The sequence below is a fragment of the Streptomyces sp. IBSBF 3136 genome (assembly GCF_036815105.1).
Taxonomy (GTDB): Bacteria; Actinomycetota; Actinomycetes; order Streptomycetales; family Streptomycetaceae; genus Streptomyces.
In genome coordinates this window covers 1-14,327 of the sequence record NZ_JAJSZC010000201.1, presented here as the reverse complement: position 1 = coordinate 14,327, position 14,327 = coordinate 1, and the positions used below count along the sequence as shown (strand labels likewise).

Below are 14,327 nucleotides of genomic sequence, written 5' to 3'. Positions count from 1 at the left end.
CCCCCCCCCCCCCCCCCCCCCCCCCCCCCCCCCCCCCCCCCCCCCAATTAAAAGCAGAAGACGCCAACCGAGATGATAACAAGTGTCTCGTGGGCTCGTATTTGTTTATAAGAGACAGGGCCCGGGGCCGTGGCTCCGGGCCCGCTCACCTCACTCCGTGGCTGCCAGGCCCGCCGGCAGCGTGCCCGTGTGCAGCACCCCCAGCCGCTGGGTGGCCCGGGTCAGCGCCACGTACAGGTCGCTCGTGCCGTAGCGGGCCGGCTCCACCACCAGGACCGAGTCGAACTCCAGTCCCTTGGCCTGGCGCGGGTCGAGCAGCACGACCGTGCGCGTCAGGTCCGGCTCGGCGCCGGCCGTGACGCCGTCGAGGCGGGCGGCCAGCCTGCGGTGCAGATGGCGTGGGGCGATGACCGCGAGCCGGCCCTCGGCGGGGGTCAGCTCCGCGACCGCCCCGGCGACGGCGCCGGGCAGGTCGTCGGTGGCGCGGACCCAGGGCCGCACCCCGGTGGAGCGGACCGAGCTGGGCGGTTCGAAGCCGGGGTGCCGGGCGCGTACGACGGCCGCCGCCAGCTCCATGATCTCGGCCGGGGTGCGGTAGTTGACGCCGAGCCGGGTGTGCTCCCAGCGGTCCCCGACGTACGGTTCGAGGATCTCGGCCCAGGAGCCGACGCCCGCGGCCTCGGCCGTCTGCGCCGGGTCGCCGACCAGGGTCAGCGAGCGGGTCGGGCTGCGCCGCATCAGCAGCCGCCAGGCCATCGGCGACAACTCCTGCGCCTCGTCGACGATGATGTGCCCGAACGCCCAGGTGCGGTCGGCCGCGGCCCGCTCGGCGGCGCTGCGGTGGTCGGCCTCCTCCTGCCGCTCGGCGAACCGCTCGGCGTCGATGATGTCGTGGGCGGAGAGGACCTCCGAGCCGTCCGGGTCGCCGTCCTCCTTGTCATCGAACTCGTAGGTGCGCGAGGCGTAGGAGACGTCGAGCACGCCCTGCGCGTAGGCCACCTGCGTCTCGCGTTCCCGCTCGGCCCGCGCCCGCGCCACCCGCTCGTCCACGCCGAGCAGTTCGGCCGCCTCGTCGAGCAGCGGCACGTCCGACACGGTCCACTCCCGGGTCACCGGGCGGCGGATGGCGGCCGCGTCCTCGTCGGGGAGGTGACCCACGGGGTCGGCGAGGAAGTCCGCGACCAGGCGCTGCGGTGTCAGGCGCGGCCAGAGCTGGTCGATGGCGGCCCAGACCTCGGGGTTCTCGGCGAGCTCGTCGCGGATCTGGGTGATGTCGCTCGGGTCGAGCAGGTTCGTCCCGTCGTACGGGTCGGTGCCGATGCGTTCGGCGAGCATGTCGGTCAGGGTGTTGAGGATGTGGCCCTCGAAGTGCTCCCTGGCCTCGTTGTGCGGCAGCCGGGCGGCCCGGGCGCGTTCGCGGGCGACCTTCACCAGGCCGTCGTCGAGCATCAGTATCTCGCGGTCGTGCTCGATCGCGATGACCGGATCGGGCAGCGACTGCCAGCCGCGCACGACCTCGGCGAGGACGTCCGCCATGTCGGCGCGGCCCTTGACCGCGGCCGCCTCCCTGCTGTCGGCCGCCGTCGCCCGCACCCCCGGGAACAGCTCGCCGACCGTGGCCAGCAGCACCCCGGTCTCGCCCAGGGAGGGCAGCACCTCGCCGATGTAGCCGAGGAAGGCCGGGTTGGGGCCGACGATGAGCACCGCGCGGCGGGCCAGCAGCTCCCGGTGCTCGTAGAGCAGGTAGGCCGCCCGGTGCAGGGCGACCGCGGTCTTGCCGGTGCCGGGACCGCCCTCGACGACCAGCACCCCGCGGTGCGGCGCCCGGATGATCTCGTCCTGCTCGGCCTGGATGGTCCGCACGATGTCGCTCATCCGGCCGGTGCGCGCGGAGTCGAGCGCGGCCAGCAGCACGGCGTCCCCGGTGGGGTCCTCGTGGCCGGTGCGGGTGGCGTCGCCGAGGTCGAGGATCTCGTCGTGCAGGGAGGTCACCGTGCGGTCCTCGGTGGCGATGTGCCGGCGGCGGCGCAGGCCCATCGGGGTGTGACCGGTGGCCAGGTAGAAGGGGCGGGCGACGTCCGCCCGCCAGTCGACGAGGACCGGGGTGCGCCGCGCGTCGTCCTCGCGCAGCCCGATCCGGCCGATGTGGTGGACCGCGCCGTCGGCGAGGTCGATCCGGCCGAAGCAGAGCGAGCCGTCGACGGCGTTCAGCGCGGCGAGCAGCCCGGAGCGCTCGGCGACCAGGATGTCCCGTTCCAGCCGGGCCTGCATGGGCTTGTCGCCCTGGGCGAGCGCGTCCGCGACCGAGGTCTCGGTCTCGCCGCGCAGCACGTCCACCCGCGCGTACAGTCCGTCGATGAATTCCTGCTCGTGACGCAATTCATCGTCTGGAAATTCGCTGTTTGACAATTCCGCTCCCGCCCGGATAGACTGTGGTCACTGGACTTCTTCCGCGACCATTTTCGAATTGAAGTCGCGAACTCCTGAATATACGCACAGAAATCCCCCGAGCGCAATTGCTCAGGGGATTTTCCGCGTTCTGGGACCGGCTTACAGCAGGTCGGACAGCTCCTCCAGCAGCCGTCGCTTGGGCCGCGCCCCGACCATCGACCGCACCGGCTCACCGTTCTGGAAGACCATGAGGGTCGGGGTGGACAGCACGCCGTAGGCGACGGTCGTCCCGGGATTGCGGTCGACGTCCAGCTGGACGATCTTCAGCCTCCCGCCCTCCTCGGCGGCGATGTCCTTCAGCACCGGTGCCAGTTGCCGGCACGGCCCGCACCAGTCGGCGGTGAACTGCACCAGCACCGGCAGTGCGGAGCCGATCACCTCCGCCTCGAAGTCCGCGTCCGTCACCTCGGCCAGTCCGCTCACCAAGCTCATCGCGTCAGCCCTCCCAGTTCGCACCCGGGTTCCGGACCGCCCGGAACCAGCGACTCGGCGGCCAGCGCGTCCCGCGCCCGTTCGGCCCGCTCCAGCTCCCCCGCGACCGTCCGCCGCACCTGCGTGAGCTGCCCGATGAGCGCGTCCAGCTCGTCCAGCTTGCGCCGGTAGACCAGGAGCGAGGCCGGGCAGGAGTCACCCTCCGGGTGCCCGGCCCGCAGGCACTCCACGAACGGGCGGGTCTCCTCCAGGTCGAAGCCGAAGTCCTGCAGCGTCCGGATCTGGCGCAGCAGTCTGAGGTGGCCCTCGTCGTAGGTGCGGTGTCCCTTGTCGTCGCGCCGGGCGGGCAGCAGCCCCCGCGCCTCGTAGTAGCGCAGGGTGCGGGTGGTGGTCCCGGCCCGTGCGGCCAGCTCGCCGATTCGCATGTCCCCGACGGTAGGCGTTGACGTCGGCGTCAAGGCAAGCCCCCGGTCCGACGGGGGCGTCCGGAGGTCCGGCGAGGGGTGTCCGGTGGTCCGGCGGGGCGGGCGCCCGCCGGTCTCCCCGGGTCAGCCGGCCTCGACCCCGGCCGACTCCTCCACCTCCAGCAGGGACGCGCTGTGCCGCTCCTCGTCGAAGGCCCTGCGCCCGCCCCGGAGCCCGAACAGGCGCTTGGCCAGGGCGATGTAGAGGACCGCCAGGATGTTGAGGACGAGCGTGGCGATCTTCAGGTAGCTGACCTTCTCGGTGAGTTCGTAGATCTCCAGCGGGAGGAAGGCGGCGGTGGCGATCACCGTCAGGTACTCCGCCCAGCGCTTGGCGTACCAGAGGCCGACCGCCTCGACCAGCTCGATGAGCGCGTAGGCCAGCAGCAGGGCGGCGACCAGCAGCAGTGTGGAGTGCTTGTAGCCGAACGCCCTCTGGATGGAGCCGACGACCGGTGAGTGGTCGAGGTCGTAGTGGAAGTGCCGGAACACCGGGCGGAAGACGTTCAGGTTCTCCTGGAACAGCCGGCGCACCGCGTCCTGGCTGTTGCTGAACCTCCACACCGCGAAGGCGACCAGCACGATGAACACCCCGCGCACGGCCCGCTCGATCGCCAGGAAGCGCAGGATGAACAGGTCCCGCAGCACCTTGCCGCGCGGCACCAGCGGCGCCTCCTCGGCCGGTCCTGAGCCGTGCGGCTCGCCGAGCACGAAGTCGCCGCAGCGCAGGCAGCGCCACACGTCGCCGAGCGCGGTCCGGGCGTGCAGGCGCACCCGCAGCCGCGGGTCGTCGGGCGCGTAGGTCACATGCCCCTTGCGCGCACACGTCCGCCGGTCCCAGTCGATCTTCATCCCCCGTGCCTCCCTAAGCGTACGGACGCCGTACGCCGACGTGCCGTTCCGGTCGATCCGGAGCGGCACGTTAGCCGACGCGGGCAGGGAGTGGTCAGCCGGCCGCGCTGTCCACGAGTTCCCTCTGCTCTTCCTCCGCCCGCGGGGCCGCGCTCGCACGGCGCGGGAGCAGGACGGCCACCAGGACGGTGCCGACGCCCAGGATCACCGCGCCGACCAGGCTGGTGTGGGCGACCGCGTGGGCGAACGAGGAACCGACCGCGTCGGCCATCTGCCGGGCGCTGCCCGCCAGTTCGGCGGCCTGCTGCTTGAGCTGCGCGGCCTGCTGCGGGTCCTTGGCGGCCGCGGCGCGGGCCGCCGCCTGGTGCGCCTTGTCCCCGATGCCCTGGGCGACCGCGTACCCGGCGCCGACCGAGTCCCGGGCGGTGGCCAGGGCGCTCGCCGGGAGTCCGCTGCCGGCGGTGGCGTCGGTGAGGCGGTCGCCGTAGGAGGTGCCGAGCAGCGAGCCGAGGATGGCGATGCCGAGCGAGCCGCCCAGCTCCAGTGAGGTGTCGTTGACCGCGCCGCCGACGCCCAGCTCGGACTCCGGGAAGGAGCCCATGATCGCGTCGGTGCAGGGCGACAGGGCGAGACCGATGGCGAGGCCCAGGATGACGAGGGGCGCCACGAAGTCGCCGTAGCCCGAGCCGGCGTCCACCCGGGTCAGCAGCGCCAGGGCCGTCGTACCGCCGACCATGCCCGCGCCGACCGTCCACTTCATGCCGACGCGCGGGGTGAGCCAGCCGGTGAGGGCCGAGCCCACGAAGACCGCGCCGGCCAGCGGCAGCATGCGCACGCCGGTCTCCAGGGCGTCGTAGCCGAGGACGAACTGGAGGTGCTGCGTGAGGTAGTAGAAGGCGCCGAAGACGGCGAGGAAGAACAGGGCGACGGCGAGGTTGGAGCCGGCGAAGCGGCGGTCGGTGAAGCGGCGGACGTCGAGGATCGGGCGGGGGTGGCGCAGCTCCCACAGGACGAAGGCGGCCAGGCCCGCGGCCGCGACGACCGCGGCGGTCACGGCCTTGGCGCCCCAGCCGAAGTGCGGTCCCTCGATGATCATGTAGACGAGCGAGCCGGTCCAGAGCACGGAGAGCAGGCCGCCGACGTAGTCGATGCGGTCGTGGTGCCCGGCCCGGGAGGGCGGTACGAGGACCAGGGCGCCCACGATGGCGACGGCGGCGACCGGCACGTTGATCAGGAAGGTCGAGGACCAGCCGTGGTCGCGCAGCAGGGCACCCGCGACCACCGGCCCGGCGGCGATGGCGAGGCCGGCGGTGGCGGTCCACAGGGTGATCGCCTTGGCGCGCTCGGCGCGCGGGAAGGTCGCGGCGAGCAGGGAGAGCGTGGCGGGCATGATCAGCGCGGCGCCGACGCCCATCACGGCGCGGGCGGCGATGACGGTCGTGGCGCTGCCGGCCAGGTAGCCGAGGACGGCGCCGCCGCCGAAGACGACGAGACCGAGCACGAGCGCCCCGCGCCGGCTGTACTTGTCGCCGATCGCGCCGAGCAGCAGCATCAGCGCCGCGTAGGGGACGGTGTAGCCGTCGATGACCCACTGCAGGTCGGCGCTGGACAGCCCGAGGTCCCGGGTCATGTCGGGGGCGGCGACGGTGAGGGCGGTGTTGGCCATCACGATGATCAGCAGGCTCAGGCAGAGCACCAGGAGCGCCCACCAGCGGCGGGCGTAGGGGTGCCCCGTGCTGTCGACCGGTTCCTTCATGACGAGTCGCATGGCAGGGATCGCCTTCCTCGGTACGCGACAAACTTGCACAGCGCCGTGCAATTGCACAGCCATGTGCAATGTACGTCGTTGCACAGCGCTGTGCAAGTCGAGGAGGGGAGTGCACAATGACGGTCATGACCACGGGTAACACCAGCCGCGCCGACGCCAATCGGCGCCGCATCCTCGACGTCGCCCTCGCCGAGCTGCTGCGCGACCCCGACGCCTCCATGGACCAGATCGCCCGCGCCGCGGGGGTCGTACGGCGGACCGTGTACGGCCATTTCCCCAGCCGTGAGGCGCTGATCAGCACCCTCGTCGACGGAGCGGTGGAGGCGCTGACGGAGGCGGACGCGGGGTCACGCGCCGGGGTGGCGGACCCGGCGGAGGCGGTGGCCCGGTCGGTGCTCGCGATCTGGGCGATCGCCGACCGCTACCGGCTGCTGGTCGCGCTGGCCCAGCGCACGGTCACCGTGCAGGGCATCCGCGACCGCCTGGCGCCGCTGCGCGAGAACAAGATCCAGGTGCTGCGGCGCGGCCTGGACGAGGGTGTCTTCACCTCCCCGCTGCCGGCACCTGCCCTCGCGTACGTGCACGAGCAGCTGCTGTTCGCGGTGATGGAGGCGGTGAACGACGGCCTGGTGCCGCCCGAGGAGGCGGGCCACTCGGCCACGGTCACGGTCCTGACCGCGGCGGGCGTGCCCGCCGCCGCGGCCACGGGGCTGGTGGCGAGGCTGACCGGGGAGGCCTAGGGCCTCCGCGCGCCTCCCCGCGATGCCCACGCCCCCGGAAAAGCCGGAAACCGGGCGGTCGGGTCCACGCGGGGAGGACTCGGCCGCCCGGCGGCGGTGACCGGACGCCCGGCCCCGGTTCAGGCGGAGCCGGACGTCCGGAGTTCTGCGGGGGCTACGCCTTGGCCAGCTCCTTCTCGCCGTCCTCGCGCGGCTCGGGCAGTTCGGTGACGGTGCCGCGGTGGTCGTCCAGCAGCGTCGTCTCGTCGAACGGCAGCTCCCCGGCGAGCACCTGCCGGACCCGGGCCTTGTCGATCTCCTTGGTCCAGGTGCCGATCAGGACGGTGGCGACCGCGTTGCCCGCGAAGTTGGTCAGCGCGCGGGCCTCGCTCATGAAGCGGTCGATGCCGACGATGAGGCCGACGCCGTCCACCAGCGCGGGCTTGTGCGACTGCAGGCCGCCGGCCAGCGTGGCGAGCCCCGCACCGCTGACGCCCGCCGCGCCCTTGGAGGCCAGCAGCAGGAAGAGCAGCAGCGGGATCTGCTCGCCGACGGACATCGGCGTGCCCAGGGCGTCCGCGATGTAGAGCGAGGCCATGGTCATGTAGATCATGGTGCCGTCGAGGTTGAAGGAGTAGCCGGTCGGCACGGTGATGCCGACGACCGGCTTGCTGACACCGAGGTGCTCCATCTTCGCGATCAGCCGCGGCAGCGCGGACTCGGAGGAGGAGGTCGACAGGATCAGCAGGAACTCACGGGCGAGGTACTTGAACAGCGAGAGGACGTTCAGTCCCGCGACGACCCGCAGCAGCGCGCCCAGCACGATGAAGACGAACAGGAAACAGGTGACGTAGAAGCCGAGCATCAGCACGGCGAGACTCTTCAGCGCGTCCAGACCGGCCGAGCCGACCACCGCCGCGATGGCACCGAAGGCACCGATCGGCGCGGCCCACATGACCATCGCCAGGATGCGGAAGACGAGGCGCTGGATGTGCTCGATGCCGCGGAGCACCGGCTGCCCGGCGGAGCCCATGGCCTGGAGCGCGAAGCCGGCGAGCAGCGCCACCAGCAGCGTCTGGAGGACCTGGCCCTCGGTGAAGGCGGAGACGAACGTGACCGGGATGATCGACAGCACGAAGTCGACCGGCGGCAGCGCGTCGCTGGAGACCTGGGCGTGCCCGGTCTGCTTGAGCGCGTCGGTCAGGTGCAGCCCGTCGCCCGGGTGCAGCACGTTGCCGACCACGAGCCCGATGGCGAGCGCCACGAGCGACATCACCAGGAAGTAGCCGAGCGCGATGCCGCCGACGGCACCGACCTTCGCGGCCTTCCGCACGGACCCGATGCCGAGCACGATGGTGCAGAAGATGATCGGCGAGATCATCATCTTGATCAGGTTCACGAAGCCGGTGCCCAGCGGCTTCAGCTCGACCGCGGCATCGGGCCAGATCAGCCCCACGGCGATGCCGAGCGCGACCGCCACGATGACGGCGATGTACAGGTAATGGGTCCGGTCCCGCTTCACGCGGGGTGCGGCAGGTGCCGTATCGGGGGTGCTGGCGGCCACGGCTGCCCTCCTTGACGTCTTCGTCGGCATCACCGGCGTGCGGCTCACGTCCGGGCGGATGGGGATGCCTGACTATCTCCCGGCCTGTGAGGGCGGTCACCCTTCCGTTCATTTAGTTCACGCACGAACGGCGAGGCACACTCGTGGCATGCGCTTCCCGCCCCTCCCCCGCCCCCGCAGCCTCGCGGGCCAGCTCTTCGCCATGCAGGCGGTGCTCATAGCGGTGGTCGTGGCCGGGTACGCGCTGTTCACCTACGTCAGCGACGAGCGGCAGGCGGTGGACGCGTCCGCCCTGCACGCGACCGCCGTGGCCCGCTCGATCGCGGACTCCCCGACGGTCGGCGCGGCGATCCACACCACCGACCCGACCCGGGAGCTCCAGCCGTACGCGATGCGAGTCATGCGGGACACCGACGTCGACTTCGTGACGATCATGAACCCGTCCGGCATCCGCTGGACCCACCCCGACGAGAAGCAGATCGGCAGGCACTTCATCGGCCGGATCGACCCGGCCCGGCACGGCCGCACCTTCACCGAGACGTACACCGGCACCCTCGGCGCGTCCGTCCGCGCGGTGACCCCGGTGGAGGAGAACGGGCGGGTGATCGGCATGGTCAGCGCCGGCATCAAGGTCGAGGCGATCAGCGCCCGGGTCCGGGGCCAGGTCACCGCGCTGCTGGGGGTGGCCGGCGGGGCGCTCCTGCTGGGCGCGGTCGGCACCTACGTGATCAACGCCCGGCTGCGCCGCCACACCCACGGCATGAACGCCACCGAGCTGAGCCGGATGCACGACTACCACCAGGCGGCCCTGCACGCGGTGCGCGAGGGACTGCTGATGCTGGACGGGCAGTACCGGGTGGCGCTGATCAACGACGGCGGCCGGGTACTGCTCGGGGTGGGCGAGGAGGTGGACGTGATCGGCCGGTCGGTGGCCGAGCTGGGCCTGCCGGCCCCGCTGACCGGCGCACTGCTGTCGGCCGAGCCACGGGTCGACGAGGTGCACCTGACGGCGTCACGCGTGCTGGCGGTCAACACCTCACCGGTGTCCGGCGGCGAACGCAGGGGCACGGTCGTCACCTTGCGCGACGTGACCGAACTCCAGTCGCTGATGGGCGAGCTGGACTCGGAGCGCGGCTTCACCCAGGCCCTGCGCTCGCAGGCGCACGAGGCCGCCAACCGGCTGCACACGGTGGTCTCGCTGATCGAGCTGGGCCGCGCCGACGAGGCGGTGGACTTCGCCACGGCCGAGCTGGAGCTGGCGCAGGCGCTCACCGACCAGGTGGTGGCGGCGGTGAGCGAGCCGGTCCTGGCCGCCCTGCTGCTGGGCAAGACGGCGCAGGCCAACGAGCGGGGCGTGGAGCTGGTGGTGTCCCCGGACAGCCGGCTCGACGACGGCCTGCTGCCGGCCGAACTCTCCGCCCGGGACCTGGTGACGGTCCTCGGCAACCTGATCGACAACGCGGTGGACGCGGCGCAGGGCAGCGTGGGCGCGCGGGTGACGGTGACGGCGTACGCCGCCGGGTCCGAACTGGTGCTGCGCGTCTCGGACACCGGACCCGGTGTCGACCCCGCCCACGCCGACCTGGTGTTCCAGCGGGGGTTCTCGACGAAACCGGCCGGACCGGGCGGGCGGGGCCTGGGCCTGGCCCTGGTCCGGCAGGCGGTCACCCGGCTCGACGGGAGCCTGACGGTGGCGGAGTCCGCGGCGGACGGAGAGGGCGGAGCGGTGTTCGAGGTGCGGTTGCCGCTGCCCGCGGCGGTGGGGAACGGCGGATGACCGGCGAACGGCAGGCGATCAGGGTCCTGGTGGTGGAGGACGATCCGGTGGCCGCCGACGCGCACGTGATGTACGTCGGCCGGGTGCCGGGGTTCGTGGCGGTCGGCAAGGCGCACAGCGGGGCGGAGGCGCGGCGGGTCCTCGACCGGACGCCGGTGGACCTGCTGCTGCTCGACCTGCACCTGCCGGACGTGCACGGGCTGCAACTGGCGCGGTCGCTGCGGGCGGCGGGGCATCACGCGGACGTGATAGCGGTGACGTCGGCGCGTGACCTGACGGTGGTGCGCGAGGGCGTCTCGCTGGGCGTCGTCCAGTACGTGCTCAAGCCGTTCACCTTCGCGACCCTGCGGGACCGCCTGGTGCGGTACGCCGAGTTCCAGGCCGCGGTGGGCGAGGCGAGCGGACAGGACGAGGTGGACCGGGCCTTGGCGGTGCTCCGCGCCCCCTCCCCCGCCGCCCTGCCCAAGGGCCTGAGCGCCCCCACGCTGGAACGCGTCACCGCCACCCTCCGCGGGGCCCCCGACGGCCTCACGGCGGCCGGCGTGGCCGAGGCGGTGGGCATCTCCCGCATCACCGCCCGCCGCTATCTGGAACACCTGGTGGACGCGACCCGCGCGGCCCGGACCCCGCTGTACGGCCAGGTGGGGCGGCCGGAACTGGTGTACCGGTGGGTGCCGCAGGGGCGGTGAGGGCGTCGCCGGACCTCGGGCCCGGCGTGCTCGCTCACCGGAGGGCTCGCGCGCGGCCCACGCGGCCCATCCGGAGGGTGTGGACGCCCTGGTGGTCCGGGGCACGCCACGGGGCCGCGGGTCCCGCCGGCTCCGGGAAGGGGCCCCACGGTACGTACGGGGAGACCACGTCGACTTCCGGGGCGGGACCTTCCACGGCCCCGTCGTCGGGAAACAGGCCGGCGGCCGCCGGCGGTCCGGCCGATCCGCCGCCGACGCATTGACCTGACCAGACCACTCCTCATACGTTCACACGGCAGCGATCTCCACGAAACGCCACTCCGAAGTGAGCCCGTAGGAGGTAGTGCCCGTGCGCCCCACCGCCGCCACTCTCATCGCCCTCGCCCTCGCCGCGACGACCCTCAGCGCCTGTGGTGCCGGGTCCGGCAGCAGTCCCGACACGCTGAAGGTGTCCTTCAAGCAGTCCACCGACAACTCCGTCAAGGTGATGGACACCTACCTCGCCGGCATCAAGCAGCAGTTCGAGAAGAAGTACCCCGGCAAGAAGGTGGAGTTCGTGCCCATCAAGGCGCCGGACTCGGAGTACTACACCAAGCTCCAGCAGATGCTGCGCTCCCCGCGGACCGCCCCGGACCTGGTGTACGAGGACACCTTCCTCATCAACTCGGACATCACCAGCGGGTACCTGCGGCCCCTCGACCCCTACCTCGCCAAGTGGCCGGACTGGAAGCAGTTCATCGGCACCGCCAGGAACGCGGCGAAGGGTCAGGACGGGAAGACGTACGGCGTCCCGGACGGGACGGACACCCGCGGACTCTGGTTCGACCGGCGGGTGTTCAGGAAGGCCGGGCTGCCGGCCGACTGGCAGCCGAGGACCTGGGACGACATCCTCGCCGCCGCCCGCACCATCAAGCGGAGGGTGCCCGGTGTCACGCCCCTCAACGTCTACACCGGCAAGCCGGCCGGCGAGGCAGCCACCATGCAGACCTTCGAGATGCTGCTGTACGGCACCGACGACGGTCGGACGGACCCGCTCTACGACGCCGCCCGCAAGAAGTGGGTGGTCGGCAGCCAGGGTTTCAAGGACTCCCTCGCCTTCGTGGAGCGCGTCTTCAAGGAGAAGCTGGGCCCCGACGTCTCCGACGCCCTCGACCCGAACTTCAGCACCGCCGTCCGCGGTGAACTCCTCCCGCAGGGCAAGCTCGGCATCGCCCTGGACGGCTCCTGGCTGCCGCAGGACTGGCTGCCGGGCGGCGGGCACGAGTGGCCGGACTGGTCCAAGCGGCTCGGGCTGGCGTACATGCCCACGCAGCACGGTCAGGCCCCGGGCAGGGTCAGCATGTCCGGCGGCTGGACCTGGGCCGTCCCGGCCAGGGCCGGCCACCCGGACCTCGCCTTCGACTTCATCCGGACGATGCAGACCGAGGCGAACGCCCGCACGTGGTACGTCGCCAACTCCGGTATCGCGGTACGTGAGGACGTGGCGAGCGACCCGGCGTACGTCGGCGCCCAGCCCGGCATCAAGTTCTTCACCGCTCTCGTCGCCAGCACCCACTACCGGCCCGCCTACCCCGCGTACCCGAGGGTGTCGACCGCCGTCCAGGAGGCCATGGAGGGTGTGACGACCGGCGACCGGTCCGTCGACAGCGCGGCGAGCGGGTACGACGCCACCCTCAAGGACGTCACCGGCGACCGAGTGATCCGCAGGTGAGCGGGCGGCCCCGGGTGGCGAGGGCCCTCCCCCTCGCCCCCGCCCTGGTCCTGCTCATCCTCTTCCTGGCCGGCCCCATCGCCTACTGCGCGTACATCGCCTTCACCGACCTCCAGCTGACCGGCCAGGCCCACTCCTCCTTCGTCGGCCTCGACAACTTCCGCAGGGCCTTCCACGACGACGCGTTCCTGAACGCGGTGTGGCTGACGCTGGTGTTCACGGTGCTGTCCTCGCTCGTCGGGCAGAACACCCTGGGGCTGGCCCTCGCCGCGCTGATGATGCGCGCGTCCAGGCCCGTGCGGACGCTCACCGGCGCGGTCGTGATCACCGCCTGGGTGCTGCCGGAGGTCGTCGCCGGGTTCCTGCTCTACGCCTTCTTCCGGCGCGAGGGCACCCTGAACGCCATCCTGGCGCACCTCCATCTGCCCGCCCAGAACTGGCTGTTCACGCTGCCCATCCTGGCCGTGTCGTTCGCCAACGTCTGGCGCGGCACGGCCTTCTCGATGCTCGTGTACTCCGCCGCGCTCGACGGGATACCGGGCGAGATCACCGAGGCGGCCGAGGTGGACGGGGCCGGCGGCTGGCGGCGCATGTGGCACATCACGCTGCCGATGATCCGCAGGTCCATCGGCACCAACCTCATGCTCAACACCCTCCAGACGCTCTCCGTGTTCGGGCTGATCTGGGTGATGACCAGGGGCGGCCCGGGCGACCGGAGCCAGACCCTGCCCCTGTTCATGTACGAGCAGGCGTTCCAGAACAGCATGATCGGCTACGGCACGGCCGTCGCGCTGCTCCTGCTGCTGGTGGGCTCCCTGTTCTCGGTCGTCTACCTGCGCCTGCTGCGCACGGAGGTGTGAGGCCGGCCATGCCCCGCAACCGCCCCTCCCGCCGCCTGGCAGCCGACGCCGGGCTGCTCGTCGTCGCCCTCGCCTTCGCGCTGCCCCTCGCCTGGGTGCTGCTGGCCTCGGTGGACCCGCACGCCGACCTGCGGGTCAAGGCACCCGACGGACTGACGTCGGCCAACTTCGACGCGGTCCTCACCCCCGACATCACCTACACCCCGCTGCTCAACAGCCTCGTCCTATGCGGCGGGGCCACCGCGCTGACGGTCGTGTGCGCGGCGCTCGCCGCGTATCCGCTGTCCCGGTTCCGGTCCCGGCTCAACCGGCCGTTCCTGCTGACGATCCTGTTCGCGACCAGCCTGCCGATCACCGCGATCATGGTCCCGGTGTACGCCCTGTTCGTGCGGGTGAACCTGATCGACACCCTCCAGGGCACGATCCTCTTCTTCGCCGCCTCCCAGCTCCCCTTCGCCATCTGGCTGACGAAGAACTTCATGGACGGGGTGCCGAAGGAGCTGGAGGAGGCGGCCTGGACGGACGGGGCCTCGGCGTGGCAGTCCCTGACCCGGATCGTGCTGCCGCTGATGGGCCCGGGCCTCGCCGTCGTCACCGTCTTCTCGTTCGTGATGATGTGGGGGAACTTCTTCGTCCCCTTCATGCTGCTGCTCAGCCCGGACCTGATGCCGGCCTCGGTCAGCATCAACGACTTCTTCGGCAACCGGGGCATGGTGGCGTACGGGCAGCTCGCCGCGTTCTCGGTCGTCTACTCGACGCCGGTGATCCTGCTGTACGTGCTGATCGCGCGGAAGCTGGGCGGCGGGTTCGCGCTGGGCGGAGCGGTCAAGGGGTGAGCCGGCCACGAGGGGCGCGGCGGCTCGCGGGGCGATCGGCGGCGATGCGCCCGTCACGTCCCGAACGGACGGTACGTACCGAACGGCCGGAACCGTACGTTCCTACAACCGGTGATCCTGTCCGAACGGACCGTAGCCAGGGCGTGACGGCGCCCCTACCTTGTGCCGGGTGCACCGACCCTCCACCCCTCCCCCGTTCAACGC

12 protein-coding genes are annotated in these 14,327 nt (G+C 71.9%); 6 read left to right on the top strand and 6 right to left on the bottom strand.

The window, feature by feature from the left end:
* Positions 1-150 precede the first annotated feature (150 nt).
* The 5 genes from V7E45_RS31470 to V7E45_RS31450 all read right to left on the bottom strand — a co-directional run bounded on the left by V7E45_RS31470 (position 151) and on the right by V7E45_RS31450 (position 5,967).
* Entirely contained in the window at positions 151-2,379 is a 2,229-nt protein-coding gene (locus V7E45_RS31470; RefSeq protein ID WP_333777632.1) for a HelD family protein, read from the bottom strand.
* 171 nt (positions 2,380-2,550) lie between these two features.
* Complete coding sequence (gene trxA, locus V7E45_RS31465) at positions 2,551-2,883, bottom strand: thioredoxin (protein ID WP_333777631.1); 333 nt, start codon at positions 2,881-2,883, stop codon at positions 2,551-2,553.
* A complete protein-coding gene (locus V7E45_RS31460; RefSeq protein WP_333777630.1) occupies positions 2,880-3,308 on the bottom strand; it encodes a MerR family transcriptional regulator in 429 nt (142 codons plus the stop codon). Before V7E45_RS31460 ends, trxA begins: the two co-directional genes overlap by 4 nt.
* Before the next feature lie 123 nt (positions 3,309-3,431).
* Positions 3,432-4,199: a DUF2127 domain-containing protein gene (locus V7E45_RS31455; RefSeq protein ID WP_333777629.1), complete on the bottom strand. Its 768-nt coding sequence runs from the start codon at positions 4,197-4,199 to the stop codon at positions 3,432-3,434.
* Positions 4,200-4,293: 94 nt separating this feature from the next.
* Positions 4,294-5,967: an MFS transporter gene (locus V7E45_RS31450; RefSeq protein ID WP_333777628.1), complete on the bottom strand. Its 1,674-nt coding sequence runs from the start codon at positions 5,965-5,967 to the stop codon at positions 4,294-4,296.
* 116 nt (positions 5,968-6,083) lie between these two features.
* Between V7E45_RS31450 and V7E45_RS31445 the strand changes: the two genes are divergently transcribed.
* A complete protein-coding gene (locus tag V7E45_RS31445) occupies positions 6,084-6,707 on the top strand; it encodes a TetR/AcrR family transcriptional regulator (protein WP_333777627.1) in 624 nt (207 codons plus the stop codon).
* Positions 6,708-6,861: 154 nt separating this feature from the next.
* Here V7E45_RS31445 and V7E45_RS31440 read toward each other — a convergent pair whose 3' ends face one another.
* Positions 6,862-8,280, bottom strand: a complete 1,419-nt coding sequence (locus V7E45_RS31440) for a cation:dicarboxylate symporter family transporter (RefSeq protein ID WP_333777633.1) — start codon at positions 8,278-8,280, stop codon at positions 6,862-6,864.
* A gap of 118 nt (positions 8,281-8,398) precedes the next feature.
* Between V7E45_RS31440 and V7E45_RS31435 the strand changes: the two genes are divergently transcribed.
* From V7E45_RS31435 to V7E45_RS31415, 5 genes are all read left to right on the top strand, one after another.
* Positions 8,399-10,027 carry a sensor histidine kinase gene (locus tag V7E45_RS31435; RefSeq protein WP_333777626.1) on the top strand — a complete coding sequence of 543 codons (1,629 nt, stop codon included), beginning with the start codon at positions 8,399-8,401 and terminating at the stop codon, positions 10,025-10,027.
* A complete protein-coding gene (locus V7E45_RS31430; protein ID WP_333777625.1) occupies positions 10,024-10,716 on the top strand; it encodes a response regulator in 693 nt (230 codons plus the stop codon). Before V7E45_RS31435 ends, V7E45_RS31430 begins: the two co-directional genes overlap by 4 nt.
* A gap of 343 nt (positions 10,717-11,059) precedes the next feature.
* The gene (locus V7E45_RS31425; protein ID WP_443056301.1) at positions 11,060-12,427 is read left to right on the top strand and encodes an extracellular solute-binding protein; all 1,368 of its coding nucleotides are present in this window, start codon (positions 11,060-11,062) and stop codon (positions 12,425-12,427) included.
* Entirely contained in the window at positions 12,424-13,287 is an 864-nt protein-coding gene (locus V7E45_RS31420) for a carbohydrate ABC transporter permease (RefSeq protein WP_333777623.1), read from the top strand. The genes V7E45_RS31425 and V7E45_RS31420 overlap by 4 nt, the downstream gene beginning before the upstream one ends.
* An 8-nt stretch (positions 13,288-13,295) precedes the next feature.
* On the top strand, positions 13,296-14,123 hold the full coding sequence (locus tag V7E45_RS31415; RefSeq protein ID WP_333777622.1) for a carbohydrate ABC transporter permease: 828 nt from the start codon (positions 13,296-13,298) through the stop codon (positions 14,121-14,123).
* Positions 14,124-14,327 lie beyond the last annotated feature (204 nt).

Bases quoted from the DNA above. Each gene is read 5' to 3' on its own strand.
- trxA (WP_333777631.1), bottom strand. From the start codon at position 2,883: ATGAGCTTGGTGAGCGGACTGGCCGAGGTGACGGACGCGGACTTCGAG.
- V7E45_RS31460 (WP_333777630.1), bottom strand. From the start codon at position 3,308: ATGCGAATCGGCGAGCTGGCCGCACGGGCCGGGACCACCACCCGCACC.
- V7E45_RS31455 (WP_333777629.1), bottom strand. From the start codon at position 4,199: ATGAAGATCGACTGGGACCGGCGGACGTGTGCGCGCAAGGGGCATGTG.
- V7E45_RS31450 (WP_333777628.1), bottom strand. From the start codon at position 5,967: ATGCGACTCGTCATGAAGGAACCGGTCGACAGCACGGGGCACCCCTAC.
- V7E45_RS31445 (WP_333777627.1), top strand. From the start codon at position 6,084: ATGACGGTCATGACCACGGGTAACACCAGCCGCGCCGACGCCAATCGG.
- V7E45_RS31440 (WP_333777633.1), bottom strand. From the start codon at position 8,280: ATGCCGACGAAGACGTCAAGGAGGGCAGCCGTGGCCGCCAGCACCCCC.
- V7E45_RS31435 (WP_333777626.1), top strand. From the start codon at position 8,399: ATGCGCTTCCCGCCCCTCCCCCGCCCCCGCAGCCTCGCGGGCCAGCTC.
- V7E45_RS31430 (WP_333777625.1), top strand. From the start codon at position 10,024: ATGACCGGCGAACGGCAGGCGATCAGGGTCCTGGTGGTGGAGGACGAT.
- V7E45_RS31415 (WP_333777622.1), top strand. From the start codon at position 13,296: ATGCCCCGCAACCGCCCCTCCCGCCGCCTGGCAGCCGACGCCGGGCTG.